The organism is Synechococcus sp. WH 8101 (genome assembly GCF_004209775.1).
In the GTDB taxonomy this organism is placed as follows: Bacteria; Cyanobacteriota; Cyanobacteriia; order PCC-6307; family Cyanobiaceae; genus Synechococcus_C.
Window position 1 is genome coordinate 82,287 of record NZ_CP035914.1, and the last position, 23,867, is coordinate 106,153.

Consider the following 23,867-nt stretch of genomic DNA (forward strand, 5'->3'; position numbering starts at 1 on the left):
TGCCGGCACCTGGACGGAGACTGTTCAGCGATCGCGCAGATCGAGTCGCAGCAGGGCCCCTTCGAGAAGGATCAAGGGGTCAGGCTGGGGAGCTGGTGTCGGTGGCGAGGTCTCTGACGTCTCTGGCTTGATCGGCTCAGGCTCTGCCGGTGGTTCCGGTGGGGTGGCGTCCTCTACGGTTGGCGTCGCTGTGTCGAGCCAAGGTGTTGCCGAGCTCGGCGTCTCTTCCTGCATGCTCACCAGCACCGCTGGCTCGCTGAGGAAGGGATCGCGGGTCAGGGCGTCGGCCTGATTCGCTTGCGAGGGTGGCGGCTCTGACGCCGTCTGCTCACAGGCTTCCAGGCCCTGTTCTGCCAGCTCTCGCAGGGTGTCGGATGGTTGGCTGTCCAGCACCAGGCGGTACGGCCCGTGTGCGGCGATCGGATCCTTGAGGCCATGAAACTGCACGTGGCCCAGCAGAAGGGCCACAAAGGCGCGCCAGGCCAGTCGTGCTTCGTTGTTGTCGCCGCCGGCCGGCACGCTGTCCAGCTCCTGCAGCAACTGTTCGGTGATCGTTGCGGCACGGCGGTAGTCGCCAGCGCCATAGGCCTGCTCTGCATCGAGATAGCGCTGCTGGAAGTCGTCGTTCATGGCGAGCCGTTGCGCTGCTCCAGTTGTACCGAGCGAGCATTCCAGTGAATCCGCCAACCGGCCGGCAGGTCGCGGCCGGCTGCCGCGGCGCCCGGGCATATGGCCTGGGCCAGCTCGGTCAGGCACGCTGCGGTCACGGTGGGAGCGCCGTTGCGGCGCAGCCAGTGGGCCAGAAGATTGCGGCGGAGGGGCTCCGGTTGGCTGGCCAGAGGTCGCCGGGGTAGGCGTCGGCTGGCCTGTGGGGCAGGGTCTGCGTCCAGGCCCACAAGACCCTGCAGGGCCAGATCCATCAGCTCGCTCTGGCTGTCCTGAAGCCCGGCCATCCGGTCCGCCAGGTCCGCCAGGCGCTCCGTGCAGCCAGGGTGCAGGCTCTCCAGCACCGGCAGCACCTCGGCGCGGATGCGGTTGCGTCCGTAGCTGGGGTCAGTGTTGCTGGGGTCCTGCCACACCGGCAGGGCTAGCTCCTGGCAGATCGTGGCGGTGTCTGTTCGGCTGAAATCCACCAAGGGACGCACCAATGGCAGCTCACCCTCGCTCTCCAGGGGGCGCTGGCTGCGCTGACCACCGAGTCCGGCCAAGTCCGTTCCCCGTGCCAGCTGCAGCAGCAGGGTTTCGGCGCGGTCGCTGGCGGTGTGGGCGGTGATCACCACGCGGCATGGGCTCTGGGGGTGCAGGGCGCTGAGCCGTTCGGCTTCGGCGGCGAGGGCGCCATACCGCCAGGCGCGGGCACCGGCTTCGCTGCGCTCATGGCTCTCCAACGCGGCACGCGTCACTGCCAGATCCAGACCCTCCGCACGGCACCAGGCCTGCAGGTCCGCCGCGATCCGGCTGGATCCCGCATGCCAGCCGTGGTCGCCATGCCAGAGATGGAGCTGCCAGCGATGCAGGGGCTGCAGGTCCCGCAGCAGCGCCAGCAGGGCCATCGAGTCCTGTCCGCCCGAGAGGGCCAGCAGCAGTCGACCGCCCTGCGGCAACCAGTGCGGTTGGCGCAGCAGGCGCCGATGCAGGCGGTCGTGCCAGACGGTCCAGCCCATGGGACGCGGCGAGGGTGCGGTGGGAGAATCGACTGATCCGAACTCGAATCATGACGCGCCTCAGCTCCCTGCCTGCTGCCCTGCGTGAGCGCCTCGCGCAGCGCTCGGCCCTGAAGGTGATCGCCGGCCTAATGAATTTCGATGCCGCGTCCGTGGCCCGGGTCGCCCGCGCCGCCGGACGCGGTGGCGCCGATCTGATCGATGTGGCCTGTGATCCGGAGCTGGTGGCCCTGGCGATGCGCGACTCCGGTGGAGTGCCCGTGTGCGTCTCGTCGGTGGAGCCCGAGCAATTTGTGGCAGCCGTGGCGGCCGGTGCGGCGATGGTGGAGATCGGCAATTTCGATGCCTTCTACCCCCAGGGCCGGATCTTCGGAGCGGCTGAGGTGCTGGAGCTCACGCGCCAGACCCGAGCCCTGCTGCCCGAGGTGGTGCTGAGCGTGACCGTGCCCCACGTGCTGCCGATGGATCAGCAGGAGCAGCTGGCGGTGGATCTGGTGGCGGCCGGTGCCGACCTGATCCAGACCGAAGGCGGCACCAGTGCCAAGCCCTTCAGCGCCGGCAGCCTCGGCCTGATCGAAAAGGCGGCACCCACCCTGGCAGCCGCCCACAGCATCAGCACGGCTTTGCATCAGGCAGGCCTTTCAACCCCTGTGCTCTGCGCGTCTGGCCTCTCGGCCGTGACGGTGCCGATGGCGATCGCCGCCGGTGCTGCCGGTGTGGGTGTGGGGTCGGCCGTGAATCGCCTCACCGATGAGCTGGCGATGGTGGCGGTGGTTCGCGGTCTGCGCGAGGCGCTCGGTAGTGCCCTCACCCTGCGGGTCTGATCGAGCTGGTCAGTTCGGCGCGGTGTCTCTAGCGTTCTGGGAGCATCGCGCTGCACGCCATGAACACCCTTGGCTGGTTGCTGCAGTGGCCGATCCGTGCGTTGGTGTTGCTGCTCGTGGCGGCGCTGCCCCTGGGGGTGGAGATGGCCAACTTCGGCACGGCCCTCTGGGCGGCGGTCCTGATCGGCCTGCTCGGAACCCTGTTGATCTGGCCCCTCAAGCTTGTGCTCGGACCGGCCTGGGCGATCACGTCCCTTGGGGGGCTGATTGCGCCGGTGTCGTTCCTGTTCAACTGGTTGATCACGATCGTTCTGTTTGGGATCGCGGCCTGGTTGATCAACGGCTTTCGCCTCAAGCACGGCCTGTTCAGCGCCATCCTCGGGGCGGTGGTCTACAGCGTGATCAGCGCTTTTGTGCTGCGTGCCCTGGGGCTCGTGGATGTGGAGGCCACCAGGGCGGCGTTGATGGATTACGCCGCCAGCTGATCGAGCACCTGGCGGGCTCGCTGCACCACCGGGGCGGGAACGCCGGCGAGGCGGGCGGCTTCGATGCCGTAGCTGCGGCTGGCGCCGCCGGCCTGTACGCGGTGCAGAAACAGCAGGTCATCGCCGGTTTCCTCCACCAGCACCTGGAAGTTGGCCACATTCGGGCGCTCTGCAGCCAGGTTGTTGAGCTCGTGATAGTGCGTCGCGAACACCGTGCGGGCTTTGAGATCGCCAGCCAGGTGTTCGCTCACGGCCCAGGCGATGGAGAGGCCATCAAAGGTGGCGGTGCCACGGCCGATTTCATCCAGCAGCACCAGGGAGCGATCGGTGGCGTGATGAAGGATGTTGGCGGTTTCCGCCATTTCCACCATGAAGGTGGATTGGCCGGCGGCGAGATCATCGACGGCGCCGACGCGGGTGAAGATGCGATCGGTGATGCCCACCGTGGCTGAATCGGCCGGCACCCAGCTGCCGATCTGGGCGAGCAGTTGGATCAGGCCGATCTGGCGCAGGTAGCAGCTCTTGCCGCTGGCATTCGGACCGGTGAGCACCACCAGATCGGTGCCCTGGCCTAGATGCACATCGTTGGCGGTGAAGCTGCGTTCCACCAGCAGTTGCTCCACCACCGGGTGCCGTCCGGCCGTGATTTTTAGTTCGCGACCATCGCTGATCGTGGGCGCGCACCAGGCGCTGGTGGCGGCCACCTCCGCCAGACCACACACCGCATCCAAGGCGGCTACAGCACGGGCGGCCTGGCGGATCGGAGCGGCCATGGCGCCCACCTGTTCGCGCAATTGGCAGAACAGTTCGTACTCCCGCTGGCAGGCGCGGGCCCGCAGCTGAAAGATCGTGCCTTCCCGTTGTTTCAGCTCAGGGGTGATGAAGCGTTCTTCATTGGCGAGGGTCTGGCGCCGGATCCAGTGGTCCGGCACTGAGGCCGCCTTTGCTTTGCTCACCGCCAGGAAATAGCCGAAGGTGCGGTGATACTGCAGGCGCAGGTTGGCGTTGCCGCTGGTCTGCCGCTCCAATCGTTCCTGCTCGGCCAGCCAGGCATCCTGGTCGTCGAGCTGGTTGCGCAGGCCATCCAGCAGCGCATCGACGCCATCGTGGATCAGGCCGCCCTCGCTCAGCGACAGCGGTGGCGTGTCGATCAGGGCATGACGCACCGCTTGAGCCAGCTCCGCCAAGGCCGGATCCGGCGTGCAGAGAGCCTGGAGCCAGTCGGGGTGCCGATCGTCAAGTCCAGCGTTGAGGCGCCCGGCCAGCTGGGGCAGCCGTTCGAGTCCATCGGCGATCGCCACCAGGTCACGGGCACCGGCATGGCCGGCACCGGCGCGGCCCGCTAGTCGTTCCAGGTCGGCCATGGACCGCAGCAGGCGGCGCAGGCCTTGTCGCAGGCTGCGCTGTTCCACCAGGGTCGACACCAGCGCCTGACGCTGCTCGATCTGATGGCGATCCATCAGTGGCGCCTCCAGCCAGCGCCGCAGACAGCGACCACCCATGGCGGTGAGGGTGCGATCGATCGCCCAGAGCAAGGCCCCCTGCAACTGCCCATCTCGCTGGGTGCTGGTGAGTTCCAGGTTGCGGCGCGTCTGGGCGTCGAGGATCAGGGCATCGCCGCTGTGGACAATCTGCGGCACCTCCAAGGGCACGCGCAGGTCGTCCTCTAGGGGCTGGGTGTCGCGCAAGTAGCGCAACAGGCCTCCGATGGCGCGCAGGGCCAGGGGCTGATCGGCCAGACCGAGGCCATCAAGGTTCGCCAGGCCGTAATGCTGCTGGAGGGTGGCTTCCGCTTCCGGACGGCTGAACGGAGTGGTTGCCATCGGCGTCAACCCCAGCCCCTGCGGGCACCAGGCCGGCGCCGCTGCTTCCTCGGGTGGCGCCGCCCAGATCAGTTCTGCAGCCTCCAGCTGGCTCAGCTGCTGATGCAGGCCTGCACTGCCTGTCTGCTCGATCACCTGCACATCGCCGGTGCTCACATCGGCATGGGCCAGGCCCCAGCGGAACGGTTGCGTTCCCTTCGCGGCTTCCACCACCACGGCGGCCAGCCAGTTGTTGCGCCTGGCACGGAGCATGCCCTCCTCCAGCACCGTGCCCGGGGTGAGCACACGGGTGATGTCGCGCTTGAGCAGGGCTCCTTTAGCGGGGGTGGTTTCGAGCTGATCGCAGAGGGCGACGGAGTAGCCGCGACGGATCAGATCGGCGCAGTAGCGCTCTGCGGCGTGATGGGGGATGCCTGCCATCGGCACCCGGCCGATCGCCTTGCCGCCTTCTTTGCCCGTGAGGGTGAGCTCCAACACGCGTGAGAGTTCGATCGCATCCTCGAAGAAACATTCGAAAAAATCCCCCAACCGGTAGAGCAGCACCCGCTCGGGATGGGCTGTTTTCAGTTCCACGTAGTGGCGCAGCATCGGCGTCAGCTGCCGCGGATCCACCTGGCTGTGATGGGCCCAGGGCGGCGTGTCGTCGCCGGCTTCATTGCTGTGGTCGCTCGCCGGTGTTGCCTCCGCCTCCTGCTCGCGGCGTTGGCGCGGCCGTTGGCGGGCATCAGCGCTCAGGCTGGCGTCGCTGAGGTCTGCCGTTGCAGCGGCGACCTGGTCGGAGCGGGTCCGCGGCGGCGATGGATCCGCGGCGGGTTCAGGAGCGCCGAAAAGATTGCCCTGCAGGGCCTGTTCCGGGGGCTGGGCAGCGGACCTTGGCATGGGGCGCGTCCGGTGCGGGCACTAGCGGGATCGTACCGATCCTGGGTGGGGTCATTCCCCGTAACCTGAACCACCGGCTGCCGGCCTTCGACCCATGCCTGCCTACGAGCTTTCGGCGCCTTACTCGCCCAAGGGCGATCAACCGACGGCGATCCAGCAGCTGGTGGAGGGGGTAAATGCTGGTGAACGTTTCCAGACCCTGCTCGGGGCCACGGGAACGGGTAAGACGTTCACGATGGCGAATGTGATCGCCCAGACCGGCCGGCCGGCTCTGGTGCTCGCTCACAACAAAACTTTGGCAGCCCAGCTCTGCAACGAGCTGCGGGAATTTTTTCCCCACAACGCTGTTGAATACTTCATCTCCTATTACGACTACTACCAGCCGGAGGCCTACGTTCCGGTCAGCGACACTTACATCGCCAAGACGGCATCGATCAATGAAGAGATCGACATGCTGCGGCACTCGGCGACTCGCTCTCTGTTCGAGCGACGCGATGTGATTGTGGTGGCCTCGATCAGCTGCATCTACGGCCTGGGGATTCCGAGTGAATATCTCAAGGCGGCGGTGAAGTTCGAGGTGGGGGACACCTTGAACATCCGTGCTCAGCTACGGGATCTGGTGAACAATCAATACAGTCGTAACGACACGGAGATCGCCCGCGGCCGCTTCCGGATCAAGGGCGATGTGCTCGAGATCGGCCCCGCCTACGACGACCGGTTGGTGCGGATCGAGTTGTTTGGTGATGAGGTAGAGGCGATCCGCTACGTGGACCCCACCACCGGTGAGATCCTCCAGAGCCTGGAGGCGGTGAACATCTATCCCGCCAAGCACTTCGTCACCCCCAAGGATCGCCTCGATTCGGCGATCAAGGCGATCCGGCGTGAACTGAAGGAGCGGCTGGAGGTGCTGCACAGCGAGGGCAAGCTGCTGGAGGCCCAGCGGCTTGAGCAGCGCACCACCTACGACCTAGAAATGCTCCAGCAGGTGGGTTATTGCAATGGTGTGGAGAACTACGCCCGTCATCTGGCCGGTCGAGAAGCGGGCAGCCCGCCGGAATGCCTGATCGATTATTTCCCTGACGATTGGCTGTTGATCGTGGATGAGAGTCACGTCACCTGCTCCCAGCTGCAGGCGATGTACAACGGCGACCAGGCCCGCAAGAAGGTGCTGATCGAGCATGGCTTTCGTTTGCCCAGCGCTGCCGATAACCGACCGTTGAAAGGTGACGAGTTCTGGCAGAAAGCGCGACAATCGGTGTTTGTGAGCGCCACCCCGGGCGACTGGGAGCTCAAGGTGAGCAAGGGTCAGGTGGCTGAACAGGTGATCCGGCCCACCGGGGTGCTGGATCCGATCGTGGAGGTGCGGCCGACGACGGGACAGGTGGATGACCTGCTCGGCGAGATCCGCAGCCGCGCCGCCAAACAGCAACGGGTGCTGGTGACCACGCTCACGAAGCGAATGGCGGAAGATCTCACCGACTACCTCGCTGAAAACGAGGTGCGGGTGCGTTACCTGCACTCAGAGATCCATTCGATCGAGCGGATCGAGATCATCCAGGACCTGCGCCTCGGCGAATACGACGTGCTCGTGGGGGTGAACCTGCTGCGGGAGGGTCTGGATCTGCCGGAGGTGTCACTGGTGGCGATTCTTGATGCGGATAAGGAGGGGTTCCTGCGGGCGGAACGCTCCTTGATTCAGACCATCGGCCGGGCGGCACGGCACGTGGAGGGGGTAGCGCTTCTCTATGCCGACACCATGACCGACTCGATGGCCAAGGCGATCGAGGAAACCGAGCGGAGACGCAAGATCCAGCAGGCCTACAACGATCAGCATGGCATCGTGCCGACGGCGGCGGGCAAGAAGGCGAGCAATTCGATCCTGAGCTTCCTGGAGCTCTCTCGCAAACTGAAAAGCGAAGGTCCTGATGCCGATCTGGTGCAGGTGGCCGGCAAGGCGGTGCAGGCCCTCGAGGATGACGCTGAGGGCATGGCTCTCGATGCCCTGCCGGAATTGATCGAGCAGCTCGAAGCGAAGATGAAGGAGGCGGCCAAAAAGCTCGACTTTGAAGAAGCCGCCAACCTGCGCGACCGGATCAAGCAGCTGCGCCACAAGCTGGTGGGCAGCCACTGATCAGGTGGGCAGTGATCACGAGTCCAGGGGCGATGCCGTGCCCTGGGCTGCATGCCGAACGGCGCCCCCGAGGCCGAAGCCGGCATGTACCGCCTGCAGGGCCGCCACCCCATCCGCTTCTGCCACCACGCAGCTGGTGCGGATCTCACTGGTGGCGATCAGTTCGATGTTGAGGCCAGCCTCGGCCAGATAGCGGAACATGCGGCCCGCCGTCCCGGCGGTGGCGGGCATGCCGGCGCCAACGGCGCTCACCCGGGCGATGGCCGGGCCCTCCTCCAGGGCGGCGCCGGGCCATTGGGCCAGCAGGGAGCCGAGGGCCTGGTCGGCGGCGGCCCGATCCTCCCGCTTGAGCGTGAAGCTGATGTCGCGGCTGCCATCGGCGTGTTGCCGCTCCGACTGCACAATCGCATCCACGCTGATGCCCGCGTCGGCCAGGGCCGAGCAGAGGGCCGCCGCGGTGCCGGGCCGGTCGGGCACATGGCGCACGCTCACCTGGGCCTGGTCGCGATCAAGGGCGACACCCCGCACTTCCGGCTCGCCGGCGCCGGAGGCGGGGGGGTTGATCTGCAGTTGCCGCTCCGACAACTCGAAGGCTTCGCTTGCGGCCCGCAGCGCCTTGCCGCCCATGGGGGCTGCGATCACGCAGCTCACCTTCACCTCGCTGGTGGCGATCAGACGCAGGTTGATGCCCTGCCGCGACAGGGTGTCGAACAGGCCGGCGGCAATGCCGGGACGACCCATGATCCCAGCGCCACTGATGCTCAGCTTGCTCATGCCGCCCTCGGCCACCAGCTCGCCGCCCATGGCGTCGACGAGATCGGCACAGATCCTGCGGGCACTCTCCAGATCCGTTTCCGCCACTGTGAAGGTGATGTCATTGCTGTTGCCCTCGTGGGTGGCCTGAATGATCAGATCCACATTCACATCGCCGGCGGAGAGGGCTTCGAACAGGCGGGCGGCGACGCCGGGCTGATCGGGCACATGGGAGAGGGCGAGCACGGCCTGCCGTTCCACCAGCTCTGCACCATCCACAGGACGGCCCAGTTCCAGACCTTCGCGGCCGATCGGCCGGGCACTGCGGCTGGTGAGGGTCGTGCCGGGTTCATCGCTCCAGCTGGAGCGCACCATCAGGGTGACGCCGTAGTTGCGGGCGATCTCCACGGCGCGAGGGTGGAGCACGGCAGCGCCGAGGCTGGCCAGTTCGAGCATCTCGTCGCAGCTGATCTGTTCCATCAGCTGGGCGTCGGCCACCTTGCGTGGATCGGTGGTGAGCACGCCGGGCACGTCGGTGTAGATCTCGCAGACATCGGCGCCGAGGGCGGCAGCGAGGGCCACGGCGGAGGTGTCGGAGCCGCCTCGCCCGAGGGTGGTGATTTCGGCGGTGCCGCCACTGCTCTGACTGGTGCCCTGGAAACCGGCCACCACCACCACCTGCCCATCGCCAAGGCGGCTGCGCAGGCGATCGGTGCGCACGTCGAGGATGCGGGCCCGGCCGTGGGCCGATTCGGTCACGATGCCCACCTGGGCGCCGGTCATGGACATCGCCGGAACGCCGAGGGCATGCAGGGCCATGGAGAGCAGGGCGATCGATACCTGTTCGCCTGTGGCGAGCAGCATGTCCATCTCCCGCTGGGGCGGGTTGCTGCAGAGGGCCCGGGCTTTGGCCGTGAGTTCATCGGTGGTGTGGCCCATCGCCGACACCACGATCACCAGGTCATGCCCTTCGTCGCGGCGGTTGGCGATGCGGCGGGCCACCGCCTGGATGCGCTCCACGCTGCCGACGGAGGTGCCGCCGTACTTCTGCACCAGCAGGGCCATCCATGCGCCTCATGTTGGTGGCGATTGTCTCACTGAGGCCTTGGATTCACGTCAACCCAACAGCCCATCGCGGAAAGCATCGCCGGGTTGGGCGCCTCGTTTGAGAGCGGCTTCCACATCCAGCAGCCGGCCCAGCAGCTTCAGGCAGCGGGTGGGAGGCCGTCCCTTCAGTTGCTTGCGCATCACGTAGATGCGTTTGGGGTTGCCGATGCCGGCCGCTTTGGCGATCACGCCCACGTCTCGTTCGCCCTGCTGCTCCAGCAGGCTTACCCAGAGCCAGCCGCGGATCTGGCCGGTGAGGGTGGCCACGATGCGCAGGGCCGGTTCGCCCGCTTCGATCAGGCCATCGAGGCGGCTGATCGCTTCGCCCACAGCCCCCTCCAGTAGCGCATCCCCCACCTGCAAGGCATTGCTCGCCTGGCCATCGATCAGTTGGGCGATGGCCGTGGCGCTGATGCTGTCGACGCCGCTGCTCTCAGCGTGGAGGGCCAGTTTCTGCAGTTCCATGCTCAGCCTGGCGCTGTCGTTGCCGATCGCTTCGATCAGGGCCTCCACCGCGTCGGGTTCGAGCCTGAGTTTCAGATCGGCGGCGGTGCGCTCCACCAGCTGGCGCTGCCCGGCGCCATCCCACACCGCCGGCAATTGGAAGTGTTGTTCACTGGCGGTGCCGGCCTTCACCAGCTTCTGCAGGGCTTTGGTGGTGCGCAGGCGCCCATCCGGTTTGGCCGGGTTCACGAGCAGCAGATGGCTGCCCTCGGGGATCAGGGGCACCGCTGCTTCGAAACGATCCGCCAGTTCGCTCGGGCAGGCGTTGCAGAATGGCGAGCGCTGCAGTAGCACCAGGCGGCCGCCGCCGCCGAAGGGGGGCGTGCGCGCTTCCTCCAGGGCTTGCTGGGCCTTGCCTGTTTCAGCGCCATCGAGACGGCTCAGGTTGATGCTGCTCCAAGCAGGATCCACCACATCCGCGATCAGCGTGTTGATGGCCCGCTCCAGAGCGGCACTGTCATCACCCCAGAGCAGGTGGATTGGCATGGACGCGCCAGCAGGGTGGCCTGAGCACTGATGATGCCTGAAGCGATCGGCAATGCCCTGGCCAGCGACCACCCGATCTTCACGGAAAGCATTCGGCGCATTCGTGAGCATCTCGGCGAGACCGGTCTGGAGCCGGTGCCACAGCAGGTGCTGGAGCGGTTGGTGCACAGCAGCGGTGATCTGAACCTGGCGCCCCTGCTGCGCTTCAGTGAGGGAGCCTGCGGGCAGGGGATCGAAGCGCTGCGCCATGGCGCCCTGATCCTCACGGATACGGCGATGGCGGCCGCGGCGGTGGCGCCGATGGCGGCACGCACCCTTGGCAATCCCGTGCGCTGTCTGCTCGATTGGGCGCCGGCCTTGGCTCCTGCCGGCTCCACCCGATCGGCGGCGGCGATGGCACAGGCCTGGCCCGAGCTCACCCAAGCGGCCGCGGACACCGGTCAGCCCATGCCCGTGGTGCTGATCGGCAGCGCCCCCACCGCCCTGGAGCAGTTGTTGGATCAGTTGGCTCGGGATGCGACGGCGCCGAGCCTGGTGATCGGCATGCCGGTGGGGTTTGTGGGGGTGGCGGAGAGCAAGCGGCGCCTGGAGGTCAGTGGCTTGGCCCAGATCCGCCTGGAAGGCAGCCGCGGTGGCGCCGGCCTGGTGGGCGCTGCTCTGAATGCGTTGCTGCGGGCGGCGAGCTCAGAGTTCCCTTAGGGAATCGGTTTTGCTGCGGAAGGTGTTGAGCAGCAGCTGCAGGTAACTGACGCTCCGTAATTTGATGTTGGCGGTGAGAGACATGCCCACCTGCAGGGGCAGGTTGGTGCCGTTCTTGAGCTTCAGCTGTTGGCTGTCGAGCGTGATCGTGGCCGGGAAGCGGTATTCATCACGACCCTCCTGGGCATCGGGCGCGAGGGCATCGGAACCTACCGACGACACACTGCCTTCGAGCACACCGAAATCGGTGGCAGGGAAGGAATCGATGCTGATTTCCGCCGGTTGCCCTTTGCGCACGAAGCCGATCTTGCTACTGGGGATCTCCACATCCGCCTCGAGGGTGTTGAAGGGCACCACCTTCAGGGCTGGCTCGCCGGTCTGGGCCACGAAGCCGGGCGTGGTGAGCTTCAGATCGAAGACGACACCATCTACCGGTGCTCGCAACGACTGGTAGCCAAGGGTGACTTCCGCCTCCGTGATCTGGGAGCGCAGCTGAGCGAGGTCGCTGCGTAAGCCGGCGATTTCGGCATTGATCTGCTCCACCTCCTGGTTCAACACGCTCTGCTGGCGGCGCCCTTCCACCAACTCCTTGCTTACGTTGCCGCGCAGCTCCTCCACCTTGTTCTGCTGCTGCAGATACTGCAGTTCCGAGGAGGCTCCCTCCTGCGCCAGTTTGGTTAAGCGGTTGAGAATCTTCTCTTCCAAGGCCAGCCGGGCTTCGAGGCTGCTGATCTGCTCGCGGTTGATCTCGGCACTGCGCAGTTTTTCCTGCTGTTTCAGGGCCAACTGCTGCTGTTTCTGCTGCAGTTGCTGTTGCTTCTGGCGCTGGGATTCCTGCAGGGATTTCAGTTCCTGACTACTGCTCTTCTGATCGAGTTCGATCAGCACCTGGCCCTGTTTCACCCGTTCGCCACTTTTCACCAGGATCGCCTTCACCACGCCACCGGAGGGGATCTGCAGATCCTTCACATCCCCAACGGGCTCCAGTTTGCCCTGGGCCACCACCACCTCTTCGGTGCGGGCGATCGCCAACCAGCCGATGCCGATCACGGTGGTGCCCACCAATGCCCAGGTCACGGAGCGAAGCCAAAAGTGGCTCTGCTGAAGCACCGATTCGTTGTGGGTGAGGGAGCCGGCCCGTCGCTCCAGTTGATCCTGCGCCCTGCGGATCAAGCCGCCCACGGGGTTGGTGTTGTGGTCAGACATCTCAACCGGCCTCCTGCTGGCGATAAAGGGCGAAGTAACGACCGCGTTGCTTCATCAGATCGTCATGGCTGCCGATCTCGGCCACGACGCCGTCATGCATCACCACGATCAGATCAGCGCGACGCACGGTGGCGAGGCGGTGGGTGATGAAAAACACCGTGCAGTCCTGCAGGGCGCTCACCAGGTTGTCGCAGACCCGCCGCTCTGTTTCGTAATCAAGGGCGCTGGTGGCCTCATCGAGCACCAGCAGCTTGGGGTTGCTCAGCAGGGTTCGGGCGATGGCGATGCGTTGGCGTTGGCCTCCGCTGAGTGAGGCGCCCCGTTCTCCCACCGGGGTGCTGTAGCCACTGGGCAGGGCCATGATGAAGTCGTGGGCATCGGCGAGTTTCGCCGCCATCACAATCTCATCGCTGCCGGCATCGGGTTGGGTGAGCGCGATGTTCTCGCTGATCGAACCGGAAAACAGCAACGGGTCCTGAGGCACGATGCCGATCTGGCGGCGCAGGGAATAGAGCTCCACCTTGTCGATGTCGTAGCCGTCGATCAGGATCCGTCCCTGATCGGGGCTGTAAAGCCGCGGCAACAATTTCATCAGGGTGCTTTTACCGCTGCCGCTCTGGCCCACGATCCCCACGAAGGTGCCGGCCTTCACTTCCAGATTGATGTCTTTGAGCACCGGATCCAAGTCGGGCCGGAAGCGGAAGCTGAGGTTGTCGAAGCGCACCTCGCCCTCGATCGGAGGCAGGGGCACCTTGGCTTTGTCAAGCGAATCCGATTCCTGCGGCGTGTCGATCACGTCGGCCAGACGCTCGAAGCTCACCTTCAGCTCCTGGATGCTCTGCCAGATGCTGGAGAGGCGCAGCAGGGGCTGGGTCACGTAGCCGGAGATGATCCGGAAGGCGATCAACTGGCCCAGGGTGAGATCACCGCTGAGCACGAGCGTGGCGCCCACCCAGAGCACGAGCAACTGCGACAGCTTCTGCAGCACCTGAGAGGTCTGGTTCAGCACGGTGCCGCTGATCGTTTTCTCAAACGAGCGGTTGATGTAGGTGGCGTAAAGCTCTTGCCAGGAGAAGCGACTCACCATCTCCACGTTCTGGCTTTTCACCGTCTGAATGCCGGTGAGCACCTCCACAAGATGGCTCTGAGTTTTCGCATTCGCTTCGGCGGCCTGCCGGTATTGGCGGCGGAAGAGGGGGGCGCCGATCAGGGTGAGGGCGATCTGAATCGGCAGCACCGCCAGGGCGATCAGGGTGAGCAGCCAGCTGTAGAGCAGCATCACCACGATGTAGATCACCGAGAAGGCGGCATCGAGCAGGGTGGTGAGCGCCTGGCCGGTGAGAAAGTTGCGGATTTTCTCCAGTTCGCTGATCCGAGAACCCAGTTCACCGACGGGTCGTTTGTCGAAGTAGCCGAGCGGCAGCCTCAGCAGGTGATCGATCACTTCGGCGCCGAGGCGTTGATCGATCCGGTTGGTGGTTTCGGAGAACAGAAAGGTTTTGAGGCTTCCCAGCACACCCTCCAGCAGCGTCACGGCCACCAGGGCAATGCCAAGCACCTGGAGGGTGTCGAGGCTGCGCTGGGTGATCACCTTGTCGATGATCACCTGGATCAGCAGAGGATTGGCCAGGGCAAAGAGCTGCACCACGAAACTGGCGATCAGCACCTGCACGAGCACGTTGCGGTGACGGCGCAGGGCCGGCCAGAACCAGGAGGGGCCGAAGCTCTGGTTGAGCGTGGCGTTGGAGCGCTCGAGCAGCAGCACATCCAGGCCGTCTGGGAAGGTGGCTTCGAGTTGATCGGGTGCCAGCTCGACGATGCCGTCGCGGGGTGAGGCGAGGGTGAGGCCGCTCTGGTTGCTGCGAGCCACCAGCGCGAAGCTGCCCTTCCAGGGCACCAGGGTGGGGGTCTGCAGACGGGTGCCCATGGCGGCAGTCACATGGGCGCCCGACACATGCAGCCCGAGCCCGGCCGCGATCTGACCGCAGAGACGGAGGGTCGGTTCCTGACCGCGTCGGGTCATCTCCCGCAGCACTTTCTCGATCGCATCACGGCGGAAGGGCAGCTTCATCAGCTGCGCCAGCATCTGGAAACAGGCGAGTGTTTCCTGCAGCACGCCCTCCGCCCGGATCAGGCGTAGCCGTTCGAGCCAATCGCCATCCGGGCTGAAGCGGCTCACTGGCGTTGGTCCCGCTGGCATTGGGGCGTCGCCATCGGAGGTCTGATCAGAGGCGCTGGTTGGGGTTGCGTGTGGAGGCGGGGTGCGGAGGATCAGCTCCACCAGGTCGCTCGGCAGGCTGATCAGGCGTGCCGGGAAGGGCTGGTTCTCGGCAGGCAGGGAGGAAGGGGTGATGCGTGAGCCCGGGCTGCTGCCCCCCCAGGCCGACGTCAGAAAGACCTGGCGCCCGGCCGTTTCTGCCTCCTCAAGGGCTTTGGGATCGCTGGGAACGCGGCGAGCGCTTTGGAGTGCCTCCTGGAGCAGTTCTTGAGAGGTGGAGTCGGCGTGGACGCTCTGGCTTTGCAGATCCTCGATCAGGGCGGCGGTTTCCGAGGCCCAGAGCTGGGCCTGGCACCAACGGCGGAAACTGTCGTTGTGTTGATACAGCTCGGCCCAGAGCTCATCCGGAAGCGCTGCGGCGGTGAGGGCATCACTGGCGATCAGATTTTCGATGCCGCGCCCATTGAGCAGGCTGGCGGCACCGAGCACGGCGCCGGCTTCAAATTTGCCGAGGGAGAGGAGTCGGCCCTGGTTCTGGCCAACCAGGCGAGCACGCCCGTTGAGCAGGATCAGCACCCGACCGGGAATCACGCCGGGGTCCACCAGCTGCTGCCCTAACTCAAAGGAGAGCAGCTGGGCCTGTTGCAACACCTGCTGTTGCGCGTCCTTGCTCAGGCAGCCGAACCAGTCTTGCTGGATCAACTGACCGGCGAGTGCCTGGGTCATGGGTGGGAAGCGTCGCCCGCAGTCCGATCGAGCGCGCTCAATCTATGGGCCGTTTCCTGTTGGAGCCATTCCTGCAACAGCTCCATGCTCATTTGTTCGGCTATCCGGGCATCGAAGCTGGCCGCCGCGTAGCGCTCCAGGCGCGCCACCACCCACCAGCGATCGATGCGGAGCGGTTCGAGCAGTGCTCCGGGCTGGGCGGCGCGCAGTTTGTCGGAGAGGGTGGGGTGTGCCTGATTGAGGGGAACTGGGCCCACCACACCGTTGGTACTCCGTTCCGGGCCCTGGGAAAAACGGGAGGCCAGTTCAGGAAAGTCGGCCTCACCGTGGGCGATCTGCAGATACAACTCCTGGGCCTGGGAGCGGCTGTCCAGGCGCAACAGGCTGTAGACGACGCGATCCAGCCGGCCCTTCTGCTGCAGGAAGCGCGCTTCCGCTTTGGCACCGAACTGGTCGCAGGCGAGTTTGGCTAAGCGCAGGGGGCGTTCCACGACGTCGCTGGGGACGGCTTCAGGCGGTACGCGGTTCTGGCGGCTGTAGGCCTCCCGAGCTGCCGCGAGGCTGGCGGCATCCAGTTCCACCTCGGCGATCAAGCTGCTGATCAGCAGCCGCTCGATCAGGGTCTCCAGGAGCCGGTGCTCCCTGAGCAGATCCAGGCCCTGTGCACCGATCAGGGCATGCAGATCGGGCAGCGTTGGCTTGAGCACGGTCTGGTAACAGTCGAGGTGAGCGTAGGTCTCACGTCATCCCCACAACCTGTAACGCTTCACGGCCTGCCTGGGGAAGGCGAGCACTGTTGCGTGTGAGAATCGCGCCATCGACCCGGCGTCGCTCCTCTCCATGCAGATCCTCAACACCCTCACCGTGCTGGCCCTGGTGGTGATGTCTTTCGCCCTGATCGTGGCCGTGCCTGTGCTTTATGCCTCCAGCGAAGACAGTGGTCGTTCCAACCGTCTGATCCTGCTGGGCGGCATCGTTTGGGTGGCCTTGGTGCTGGTGAACTGGGGCATGAGCTTCTTTGTGGTGTGATGCCAGCATGGGAGTTCTGACTCCCAGCGGCGATGGCCACCTTTGAAGGACGTTTCACCGATGTGCAGGAATTGCGCATCGCTGTGGTGGTGGCTCGTTTTAATGATCTGGTGACCGGCAAGCTGCTGAGTGGATGCCTGGATTGCCTGGCGCGACATGGCGTCGACACGTCGGCAGAGAGTTCTCAACTCGATCTGGCTTGGGTGCCGGGATCGTTTGAATTGCCCGTGGTGGCGCAGAGTCTGGCTCGCAGTGGTCGCTATCAGGTGCTGATCACCCTCGGGGCGGTGATTCGCGGTGATACGCCCCATTTCGATGTGGTGGTGGCGGAAGCAAGCAAGGGCATTGCCGCCGTGGCGCGCGATACCGGTGTGCCGGTGATCTTCGGTGTGCTTACCACCGACACGATGCAACAGGCGCTGGAGCGGGCCGGCATCAAGAGCAACCTCGGCTGGAGCTACGCCTTGCAGGCTCTGGAGATGGGCAGCCTGATGCGGGCTTTGCCAGCTGGTTCATGACGTTCGGATTGACCTAGGGCCCCTCGGTGTTGCATGCTCTTCAGGTCGCGAGGGACACAGCCCAAGCGTCCGACCTGCGGATGTAGCTCAGTGGTAGAGCATCTCCTTGCCAAGGAGAGGGTCGAGAGTTCGAATCTCTTCATCCGCTTGCTTTAGTCATTGCTTTCGAACTAGGAGCTGCTGTGGTGCGGCCGGTTCAAATCCCAATTGCTTGTAGAAGCCGGCGCTGTTGGTGGTCATTAGATACACCCGTTCTGCCTGGCGGATCGCTGGGGCACTCAGCAGTGCTTCCACCACCCGTCGTCCCAGGCCGCGGCCCTGTAGATCGCCTGCCACCACCACATCCCAGAGCACAGCCCGGTGGATGCCATCGCTTGTCGCCCGCCCGAAGCCGACCAGTCGCTTGCCGCGCCAGAGACTCACCACCACATCGCTTCCCGCCAGCATCCGTTGCAGCTCCCGGAAGCTGCGGTCTTGGGCCCAGAAGGCGTGCTTTTGAAACAGGCGCCGCAGTTTCAGCAGGCCGCGGCTTGGCCGTAGGTCGGGCCCCATGCCGAACCAGCGCAGCCCGGGAGCTCCGGGCGCATGCTCCACCAGGCGGTAGCGGGTCATGGCTGTGAAAGCGAGCGATCATCATCGGCCATGGCGAAAAGACTCCACCCGGCCTCAGTAGGCTGGCCAGCACTGACCTCGGCCGCCTCCATGCTCAAGCTCCTGCTGGGTGATCCCAATGCCCGCAAGCTGAAGCGCTACCAGCCGATCGTCTCCGACATCAACCTGCTGGAGGAGGAGATCGCTCCCCTCAGCGACGACGAGCTGCGCCGCCGCACCGCTGACTTCCGCCAGCGCCTCGAGAACGCCGGCAGCCTGGATAATCAGCGCCCCCTGCTCGATGAGCTGCTGCCCGAAGCCTTTGCCGTGGTGCGCGAAGCGGGCAAGCGGGTGCTGGGCATGCGCCACTTCGATGTGCAGCTGATCGGCGGCATGGTGCTGCATGAGGGCCAGATCGCTGAGATGAAAACCGGCGAGGGCAAGACCCTCGTGGCCACCCTGCCCAGCTTCCTCAACGCCCTCACCGGCCGCGGCGTGCATGTCGTCACGGTGAACGACTACCTCGCCCGCCGCGATGCCGAGTGGATGGGCCAGGTGCACCGCTTCCTCGGCCTGTCGGTGGGTCTGATCCAGCAGGACATGACCCCCACCGAGCGGCGCCGCAACTACGGCTGCGACATCACCTACGCCACCAATTCGGAGCTTGGGTTCGATTACCTGCGCGACAACATGGCCACCGACATCAGCGAGGTGGTGCAGCGCGAGTTTCAGTATTGCGTGATCGATGAGGTGGATTCGATCCTGATCGATGAGGCGCGCACACCCCTGATCATCTCCGGCCAGGTGGAGCGGCCCCAGGAGAAATATCAGCAGGCGGCCCAGGTGGCGGCTGCGCTGGAGCGGGCGGCGGAGATGGGCAAAGACGGCATCGACCCCGAGGGTGATTACGAGGTGGATGAGAAGCAGCGCAGCTGCACGCTCACCGATGAGGGCTTTGCCAAGGCCGAACAGCTGCTCGGGGTGAGCGATCTCTACGACCCCCAGGATCCCTGGGCCCACTACATCACCAATGCCCTGAAGGCCAAGGAGCTGTTCATCCGCGATGTGAACTACATCGTGCGCGATGGTGAAGCCGTGATTGTGGATGAGTTCACCGGTCGGGTAATGCCAGGACGGCGCTGGAGCGATGGCCAGCACCAGGCGATCGAGGCCAAAGAGAGCCTGGCGGTGCAGCCGGAAACCCAGACGCTCGCTTCGATCACCTATCAGAACTTCTTCCTGCTCTACCCGCGTCTGGCTGGAATGACCGGCACCGCCAAAACCGAGGAGGTGGAATTCGAGAAGACTTATAAGCTTGAAACCACGATCGTGCCCACCAACCGGTCCCGGGCCCGGCAGGACCTGGCCGATCAGGTGTACAAAACTGAGACCGCCAAATGGCGGGCTGTGGCGCGGGAAACCGCAGAGATCCATCGCCAGGGTCGGCCGGTGCTGGTGGGCACCACCAGCGTGGAGAAGAGTGAGCTTCTGAGCGCCCTTTTGGCCGAGGAGGCGATCCCCCACAACCTGCTGAACGCCAAACCGGAGAACGTGGAGCGGGAGGCCGAGATCGTGGCCCAGGCCGGGCGCTCCGGCGCCGTGACGATCGCCACCAACATGGCCGGCCGTGGCACCGACATCATCCTCGGCGGCAACAGCGACTACATGGCCCGGCTCAAGCTGCGCGAGGTGCTGCTGCCGCGTCTGGTGCGCCCCGAGGAGGGCCATCGCCCGCCCGTGCCCCTGCAGCGCAGTGCGGAGCCCTCGGGCTTCGGGGCCAAGGCCACCCCCGCCAGCGGGCCCCATGGCCATGCCCCCAGCGAAGCCAAGGCGATCGGCAGCCTCTATCCCTGCCAACTCAGTGATGACACCGATCAGGCCCTCGCCGATCTCGCCCGCGACCTGGTGAAGGCCTGGGGTGATCGGGCCCTGTCGGTGATCGAGCTGGAGGATCGGATTGCCACGGCGGCGGAGAAAGCGCCCACGGAGGATGACGCGATTGCGGCCCTGCGAGCGGCGATCGCCCGGGTGAAGGCGGAATACGACGTGGTGGTGAAGCAGGAGGAGGCGCGGGTGCGCGAGGCCGGCGGCCTGCATGTGATCGGCACCGAACGCCATGAATCGCGCCGGGTCGACAACCAGTTGCGCGGTCGCGCCGGCCGTCAGGGCGACCCCGGCTCCACCCGCTTTTTCCTGTCGCTGGGCGACAACCTCCTGCGCATTTTCGGTGGCGATCGGGTGGCCGGCCTGATGAATGCGTTTCGCGTTGAGGAAGACATGCCGATCGAATCGGGCATGCTCACCCGTTCGCTGGAAGGCGCCCAGAAGAAAGTGGAAACCTATTACTACGACATCCGCAAGCAGGTGTTCGAATACGACGAGGTGATGAACAATCAGCGCAAGGCGGTGTACACCGAGCGTCGCCGGGTGCTGGAAGGGCGCGAACTGAAGAAGCAGGTGATCGGTTACGGCGAGCGCACGATGAACGAAATCGTGGAGGCCTATGTGAATCCCGACCTGCCGCCTGAGGAATGGGATCTCTCCCAGTTGGTGAGCAAGGTCAAGGAGTTCGTGTATCTCCTCGAGGATCTGGAGGCCGAGCAGCTCAAAGGGCTCTCACTCGACGAACTCAAAGCCTTCCTGCAGGAGCAGCTGCGCAACGCCTACGACCTCAAGGAATCCCAGATCGAGCAGCAGCGTCCTGGTCTGATGCGGGAGGCGGAACGTTTCTTCATCCTCCAGCAGATCGACACCCTCTGGCGCGAACATTTGCAGGCGATGGATGCCCTGCGGGAATCCGTGGGCCTGCGTGGCTATGGCCAAAAGGATCCCCTGATCGAATACAAGAACGAGGGCTACGACATGTTCCTGGAGATGATGACCAACATGCGTCGCAATGTGATCTATTCGATGTTCATGTTCCAGCCTGCTCCTGCGGCTGCGCAGACAGCGACGGCTTGACGCTTCAAGGCGATCTGGCGGTCGCCTACTCCTCCCCTAGAAACTCGAGAATTTCACGATCTTTGAGGCTCTGCGCTTCGCCTCCGCAGATTACGCTCAGCGGTCGGCCCGCCGCCACCGCCTTGAGGCAGGTCTGCAGCGTGCCCACCTGGCTTTCGAGCTGGTCGATCCGCTCCATCAGGTTGCGGATCACATTCGCTTCCGCATCCGGTAAGGCGGAGTGGGCCAGGGGATTGATTCGCACGCCGCTCTGGTGGATCACCCGGCCGGGGATGCCCACCACCGTGCAGTCGGCTTCCACGTTGCGCACCACCACCGAGCCGGCACCGATGCGCGTGTTGCTGCCCACTGTGATCGCCCCGAGCACTTTGGCGCCCGCCCCCACCACCACATCACTGGCCAGGGTGGGGTGGCGTTTGCCGTGCTCCTTGCCCGTGCCGCCCAGGGTGACGCCCTGATACAGCAGGCAGCGGTCGCCGATTTCGCTGGTTTCACCGATCACCACGCCCATGCCATGGTCGATGAACACGCCGCTGCCGATGCGGGCGCCGGGATGGATTTCCACCCCCGTGAGGCTGCGCCCGAGCTGACTGAGCAGCCGTGCCGGCAGTTTCAGCGGCAGGCGTGAGCGCCAGAGCCGATGGCTGATCCGGTGCAGGGTCACCGCCTGGAACCCCGGGTAGCAGAGCAGGATCTCCAGGGGGCCACGGGCGGCCGGATCCCGATCGCGAATGATCGCCAGGTCGGCGCGGATCGCTTTCAACATGCTTCAGCCGGCCTGTAGGCCGATCTCCTTACGCAGCAGTTCGATGGTGTCGCCGCTGAGGTAGCTCTCGGCGCAGTGCACCTGGGGCATGCGCATGAGCTGGGAGCGGTTCTGACGCAGACTCTGCTCCACCAGCGGCAGGCTCGGCCGGTCGCACAGCACATGGCTGGCGGCCCGCAGCAGCGCCAGCAGCCGACTGCCCACATCCGGGGTGGCGGTCATCAACAGCAGCTCATTGCCGCGCATGCTGTGCAGGATCACTTCGGCGGCCCGCAGGATGCCGGGGCTGATGCTCACCAGACCCACGCAGCTGCCGGGCCGGAGCTCCTTGAGCATCGCCAGCTCCTCGCGGAAGTCGTTGAGGTCCACCGCCACGGCGCGCACGCCATGGCGCTTGGCCAGGTCTTCCACTGGCTGCAGGAAGTAGCGGCTGGTCACCACCGTGCCGTTGCTGGCGCTCTCCAGCACGCTCTCCAGCTCCTCCATCGGCACCACCTCCACCGGCACGTCGAGGTTGGGTTCCAGTTCCTCGGCGATTAGCATCGAGGCGCCGATGTCTTCCCTGGGGGTGCTCACCAGCACCCGGGCGCCGCAGCGCAGGCGCCAGTCGATTTCACGGGTGAGCAGCTCGCGGGTCTGCTGCAGCGTGCAGCCGGCATTGAGCAGGCCATCCACGCACTTGCGCACCTCCCGGTCGAGATCGGTGACCCCCCGGTTGCGGATCTGCACCGGTGTGCGGATCTCCCGAGGTTTCTGCTGGTCGCGCACATAGATGCCCGAGCCCGCCATCGCTTCCACAACCCCATCGGTTTCCAGCTGCCGATACACCTTGCTGATCGTGTTGCGATGCAGGCCGGTCTGCATCGCCAGCTGGCGCGTGCTGGGCAGACGATGGCCGGGGGGGTAGTGACGGGCGGCAATCGCGAAGCAGATCTGGTTGTAGAGCTGGGTCGACGCCGGGATGTCGCTTTCCTGTTGGATGTGGAATCGCACGCCGGTGGACCGGATCGGAATGCGGCCACCCTAAGGAGCGATCGGCTCGGTGACAATTGGCGTGGTGGTCTGTGTCCCTATGCCAATCTCCGAATCCGCTACCAATCAGACTGGTTGGTGCATCGTGTCCCAGGGGCCGGTGCCCCTGCGCAGTTGGTGGGCTCCGGCGGGCGGATCAGCGCAGACAGCCGGGCGCACGCCCTCATCCCGCAAGGCGGTGCTGGTGTTGCCTGAGGTGTTCGGCGTCAATGGCTGGGTGCGCAGCGTCGCCGATCGGATCGCTGCCCTCGGCGTTCCCGCCCTGGCCATGCCCCTGTTTGCCCGCACCGCGCCCGATCTGGAGCTCGACTACACCGCTGAAGCGCTCGCGGAGGGCCGCCGCCACAAGGACGCCTGCAGCACCGAGCAGATCCTGACCGACGTGAAGGCGGCGATCACCTGGCTGGAGGCTGCCCTGAAGCCGGCGGAAGCTGCGGCAGCGCCGCTGGAGATCACCGTGGTGGGGTTCTGTTTCGGCGGCCATGCCGCCCTGCTGGCGGCCAGCCTGCCCGAGGTGAGCCACACCTTTGATTTCTATGGCGCCGGTGTGGTGCAGGGGCGTCCGGGGGGCGGTGCCCCCAGCCTGGACTTGTTGCCCCAGGTGCACGGCCAGCTGACCTGCCTCTGCGGCACGGCCGATCCCCTGATCCCTGAAGCGGATCGTCGCGCCATCGCCGCTGCCCTGGCGTCTGCTGATCCCAGTGGCGAGCGCCTGCGCTATGAGGAGCTCGCTGCAGCCGACCATGGCTTCATGTGTGAGGCGCGCGACAGCTTCGATGCCGCAGCCTCGCAGCGGGGTTGGCAGCTTCTCAGGGAGTCGCTGCAGGCTTGAGGCCGGTGGGCCGTGGCGGTGCCGGAATCGTGCGCACCGCCTTGGTGGCTACCTGGGTGTCGTCCCCGTCTTTTTTCGCCAGCGGTGTTTTGCGCGGTGTGAGGAACATGATCATGTTGCGGCCCTCCCGCTTCGGGGCCTGCTGGATTTCCGCCTGCTCCTCCAGATCCTTGGCCATCCTGCGCAGCAGGGTTTCCGCCAGGGCGGTGTGCTGAATCTCGCGGCCGCGGAAGATCACGGTGCACTTCACCTTGTCGCCGGCTTTGAGGAAGCGGGTGGCCTGACCGATCCGCACGTCGTAATCGTGCTGATCGATTTTGTAGCGCATCTTGACCTCCTTCACTTCGGTCTGATGCGACTTCTTCTTGGCCTCCTTGGCTTTTTTCTCCTGCTCAAACTTGTATTTGCCGTAATCCATGATCCGGCACACCGGTGGATCGGCCTTTTCGCTCACCAGCACCAGATCGAGCTCGCGATCCTTGGCCACCTCCAGGGCCTTCTCCCTGTCGATCACTCCCAGCTGCGCTCCGTCGGCGTCCACCACCCGCAGCTGCGGATAATTGATGCGATCGTTGATATTGGGTAGCTCCCTGACAGGAGCACGACGGTCAAAACGGGGACGTGGAGGCATTC

Annotated in this window: 20 protein-coding genes and 1 tRNA gene; 9 read left to right on the forward strand and 12 right to left on the reverse strand. The window is 65.3% G+C overall.

Going from position 1 to position 23,867, the window contains the following annotated elements:
* Window positions 1-24: 24 nt before the first annotated feature.
* Together SynWH8101_RS00425 and tilS are read right to left on the reverse strand one after the other, a co-directional pair.
* Window positions 25-630 carry a hypothetical protein gene (locus SynWH8101_RS00425; RefSeq protein ID WP_130128109.1) on the reverse strand — a complete coding sequence of 202 codons (606 nt, stop codon included), beginning with the start codon at window positions 628-630 and terminating at the stop codon, window positions 25-27.
* Window positions 627-1,664, reverse strand: coding sequence for a tRNA lysidine(34) synthetase TilS (gene tilS / locus SynWH8101_RS00430; protein WP_130128110.1), 1,038 nt, complete (start codon window positions 1,662-1,664; stop codon window positions 627-629). Before tilS ends, SynWH8101_RS00425 begins: the two co-directional genes overlap by 4 nt.
* Before the next feature lie 50 nt (window positions 1,665-1,714).
* On the opposite strand from tilS, the gene SynWH8101_RS00435 reads away from it, so the two are divergent.
* Window positions 1,715-2,488, forward strand: a complete 774-nt coding sequence (locus SynWH8101_RS00435; RefSeq protein ID WP_130128111.1) for a DUF561 domain-containing protein — start codon at window positions 1,715-1,717, stop codon at window positions 2,486-2,488.
* A gap of 59 nt (window positions 2,489-2,547) precedes the next feature.
* Window positions 2,548-2,973, forward strand: coding sequence for a phage holin family protein (locus SynWH8101_RS00440; RefSeq protein ID WP_130128112.1), 426 nt, complete (start codon window positions 2,548-2,550; stop codon window positions 2,971-2,973).
* Here SynWH8101_RS00440 and mutS read toward each other — a convergent pair.
* A complete protein-coding gene (mutS, locus tag SynWH8101_RS00445; protein ID WP_130128113.1) occupies window positions 2,958-5,675 on the reverse strand; it encodes a DNA mismatch repair protein MutS in 2,718 nt (905 codons plus the stop codon). The two genes, SynWH8101_RS00440 and mutS, sit on opposite strands and share 16 nt — an antisense overlap.
* Window positions 5,676-5,769: 94 nt before the next feature.
* On the opposite strand from mutS, the gene uvrB reads away from it, so the two are divergent.
* Complete coding sequence (uvrB, locus tag SynWH8101_RS00450; RefSeq protein WP_130128114.1) at window positions 5,770-7,806, forward strand: excinuclease ABC subunit UvrB; 2,037 nt, start codon at window positions 5,770-5,772, stop codon at window positions 7,804-7,806.
* 15 nt (window positions 7,807-7,821) lie between these two features.
* Here the strand turns inward: uvrB and SynWH8101_RS00455 are convergent, their stop codons facing one another.
* Together SynWH8101_RS00455 and holA are read right to left on the reverse strand one after the other, a co-directional pair.
* The gene (locus tag SynWH8101_RS00455; protein WP_130128115.1) at window positions 7,822-9,624 is read right to left on the reverse strand and encodes an aspartate kinase; all 1,803 of its coding nucleotides are present in this window, start codon (window positions 9,622-9,624) and stop codon (window positions 7,822-7,824) included.
* Between the two features lie 51 nt (window positions 9,625-9,675).
* Entirely contained in the window at window positions 9,676-10,656 is a 981-nt protein-coding gene (gene holA / locus SynWH8101_RS00460; RefSeq protein ID WP_130128116.1) for a DNA polymerase III subunit delta, read from the reverse strand.
* Between the two features lie 33 nt (window positions 10,657-10,689).
* Between holA and SynWH8101_RS00465 the strand changes: the two genes are divergently transcribed.
* A complete protein-coding gene (locus SynWH8101_RS00465; RefSeq protein WP_130128117.1) occupies window positions 10,690-11,355 on the forward strand; it encodes a precorrin-8X methylmutase in 666 nt (221 codons plus the stop codon).
* Here SynWH8101_RS00465 and SynWH8101_RS00470 read toward each other — a convergent pair.
* The 3 genes from SynWH8101_RS00470 to SynWH8101_RS00480 are packed head-to-tail and all read right to left on the reverse strand — an operon-like array spanning window position 11,341 to window position 16,212.
* On the reverse strand, window positions 11,341-12,561 hold the full coding sequence (locus tag SynWH8101_RS00470) for an HlyD family secretion protein (protein WP_130128118.1): 1,221 nt from the start codon (window positions 12,559-12,561) through the stop codon (window positions 11,341-11,343). The genes SynWH8101_RS00465 and SynWH8101_RS00470 overlap by 15 nt on opposite strands.
* Before the next feature lies 1 nt (window position 12,562).
* Entirely contained in the window at window positions 12,563-15,505 is a 2,943-nt protein-coding gene (locus tag SynWH8101_RS00475; RefSeq protein ID WP_130128119.1) for a peptidase domain-containing ABC transporter, read from the reverse strand.
* Window positions 15,502-16,212 carry a peptidylprolyl isomerase gene (locus SynWH8101_RS00480; protein ID WP_130128120.1) on the reverse strand — a complete coding sequence of 237 codons (711 nt, stop codon included), beginning with the start codon at window positions 16,210-16,212 and terminating at the stop codon, window positions 15,502-15,504. The genes SynWH8101_RS00475 and SynWH8101_RS00480 overlap by 4 nt, the downstream gene beginning before the upstream one ends.
* Before the next feature lie 133 nt (window positions 16,213-16,345).
* Here SynWH8101_RS00480 and psbZ point away from each other — a divergent pair, with 133 nt between their 5' ends.
* From psbZ to SynWH8101_RS00495, 3 genes are all read left to right on the forward strand, one after another.
* Window positions 16,346-16,534, forward strand: coding sequence for a photosystem II reaction center protein PsbZ (gene psbZ, locus SynWH8101_RS00485; protein ID WP_007101046.1), 189 nt, complete (start codon window positions 16,346-16,348; stop codon window positions 16,532-16,534).
* Window positions 16,535-16,566: 32 nt separating this feature from the next.
* Window positions 16,567-17,052 (forward strand): 6,7-dimethyl-8-ribityllumazine synthase, encoded by a 486-nt coding sequence (gene ribH, locus SynWH8101_RS00490; RefSeq protein ID WP_130128121.1) that lies wholly within the window; start codon window positions 16,567-16,569, stop codon window positions 17,050-17,052.
* A 76-nt stretch (window positions 17,053-17,128) separates the two neighbouring features.
* Window positions 17,129-17,200: transfer RNA gene (locus tag SynWH8101_RS00495), tRNA-Gly, on the forward strand.
* Window positions 17,201-17,208: 8 nt separating this feature from the next.
* Here SynWH8101_RS00495 and SynWH8101_RS00500 read toward each other — a convergent pair.
* Window positions 17,209-17,664 carry a GNAT family N-acetyltransferase gene (locus SynWH8101_RS00500; protein WP_130128122.1) on the reverse strand — a complete coding sequence of 152 codons (456 nt, stop codon included), beginning with the start codon at window positions 17,662-17,664 and terminating at the stop codon, window positions 17,209-17,211.
* Between the two features lie 90 nt (window positions 17,665-17,754).
* Between SynWH8101_RS00500 and secA the strand changes: the two genes are divergently transcribed.
* The gene (gene secA / locus SynWH8101_RS00505; protein WP_130128123.1) at window positions 17,755-20,604 is read left to right on the forward strand and encodes a preprotein translocase subunit SecA; all 2,850 of its coding nucleotides are present in this window, start codon (window positions 17,755-17,757) and stop codon (window positions 20,602-20,604) included.
* A gap of 25 nt (window positions 20,605-20,629) precedes the next feature.
* Here secA and cysE read toward each other — a convergent pair whose 3' ends face one another.
* Window positions 20,630-21,370: a serine O-acetyltransferase gene (gene cysE, locus SynWH8101_RS00510; protein WP_130128124.1), complete on the reverse strand. Its 741-nt coding sequence runs from the start codon at window positions 21,368-21,370 to the stop codon at window positions 20,630-20,632.
* A gap of 3 nt (window positions 21,371-21,373) precedes the next feature.
* Window positions 21,374-22,363: a GntR family transcriptional regulator gene (locus tag SynWH8101_RS00515; protein ID WP_130128125.1), complete on the reverse strand. Its 990-nt coding sequence runs from the start codon at window positions 22,361-22,363 to the stop codon at window positions 21,374-21,376.
* A 79-nt stretch (window positions 22,364-22,442) separates the two neighbouring features.
* Here SynWH8101_RS00515 and SynWH8101_RS00520 point away from each other — a divergent pair, with 79 nt between their 5' ends.
* Window positions 22,443-23,234, forward strand: coding sequence for a dienelactone hydrolase family protein (locus tag SynWH8101_RS00520; protein WP_130128126.1), 792 nt, complete (start codon window positions 22,443-22,445; stop codon window positions 23,232-23,234).
* On the opposite strand, the gene infC is transcribed toward SynWH8101_RS00520, so the two are convergent.
* A complete protein-coding gene (gene infC, locus SynWH8101_RS00525; protein WP_130128127.1) occupies window positions 23,212-23,865 on the reverse strand; it encodes a translation initiation factor IF-3 in 654 nt (217 codons plus the stop codon). The two genes, SynWH8101_RS00520 and infC, sit on opposite strands and share 23 nt — an antisense overlap.
* Window positions 23,866-23,867 lie beyond the last annotated feature (2 nt).

What these genes read in the sequence shown, in the direction of transcription:
- SynWH8101_RS00425 (WP_130128109.1), bottom strand. Translation starts at nt 630, where the DNA reads ATGAACGACGACTTCCAGCAGCGCTATCTCGATGCAGAGCAGGCCTAT.
- mutS (WP_130128113.1), bottom strand. Translation starts at nt 5,675, where the DNA reads ATGCCAAGGTCCGCTGCCCAGCCCCCGGAACAGGCCCTGCAGGGCAAT.
- ribH (WP_130128121.1), top strand. Translation starts at nt 16,567, where the DNA reads ATGGCCACCTTTGAAGGACGTTTCACCGATGTGCAGGAATTGCGCATC.
- SynWH8101_RS00455 (WP_130128115.1), bottom strand. Translation starts at nt 9,624, where the DNA reads ATGGCCCTGCTGGTGCAGAAGTACGGCGGCACCTCCGTCGGCAGCGTG.
- uvrB (WP_130128114.1), top strand. Translation starts at nt 5,770, where the DNA reads ATGCCTGCCTACGAGCTTTCGGCGCCTTACTCGCCCAAGGGCGATCAA.
- SynWH8101_RS00475 (WP_130128119.1), bottom strand. Translation starts at nt 15,505, where the DNA reads ATGACCCAGGCACTCGCCGGTCAGTTGATCCAGCAAGACTGGTTCGGC.
- infC (WP_130128127.1), bottom strand. Translation starts at nt 23,865, where the DNA reads ATGCCTCCACGTCCCCGTTTTGACCGTCGTGCTCCTGTCAGGGAGCTA.
- SynWH8101_RS00465 (WP_130128117.1), top strand. Translation starts at nt 10,690, where the DNA reads ATGCCTGAAGCGATCGGCAATGCCCTGGCCAGCGACCACCCGATCTTC.
- SynWH8101_RS00520 (WP_130128126.1), top strand. Translation starts at nt 22,443, where the DNA reads ATGCCAATCTCCGAATCCGCTACCAATCAGACTGGTTGGTGCATCGTG.
- SynWH8101_RS00470 (WP_130128118.1), bottom strand. Translation starts at nt 12,561, where the DNA reads ATGTCTGACCACAACACCAACCCCGTGGGCGGCTTGATCCGCAGGGCG.
- tilS (WP_130128110.1), bottom strand. Translation starts at nt 1,664, where the DNA reads ATGGGCTGGACCGTCTGGCACGACCGCCTGCATCGGCGCCTGCTGCGC.
- holA (WP_130128116.1), bottom strand. Translation starts at nt 10,656, where the DNA reads ATGCCAATCCACCTGCTCTGGGGTGATGACAGTGCCGCTCTGGAGCGG.
- psbZ (WP_007101046.1), top strand. Translation starts at nt 16,346, where the DNA reads ATGCAGATCCTCAACACCCTCACCGTGCTGGCCCTGGTGGTGATGTCT.
- secA (WP_130128123.1), top strand. Translation starts at nt 17,755, where the DNA reads ATGCTCAAGCTCCTGCTGGGTGATCCCAATGCCCGCAAGCTGAAGCGC.
- SynWH8101_RS00435 (WP_130128111.1), top strand. Translation starts at nt 1,715, where the DNA reads ATGACGCGCCTCAGCTCCCTGCCTGCTGCCCTGCGTGAGCGCCTCGCG.
- SynWH8101_RS00440 (WP_130128112.1), top strand. Translation starts at nt 2,548, where the DNA reads ATGAACACCCTTGGCTGGTTGCTGCAGTGGCCGATCCGTGCGTTGGTG.
- cysE (WP_130128124.1), bottom strand. Translation starts at nt 21,370, where the DNA reads ATGTTGAAAGCGATCCGCGCCGACCTGGCGATCATTCGCGATCGGGAT.
- SynWH8101_RS00500 (WP_130128122.1), bottom strand. Translation starts at nt 17,664, where the DNA reads ATGACCCGCTACCGCCTGGTGGAGCATGCGCCCGGAGCTCCCGGGCTG.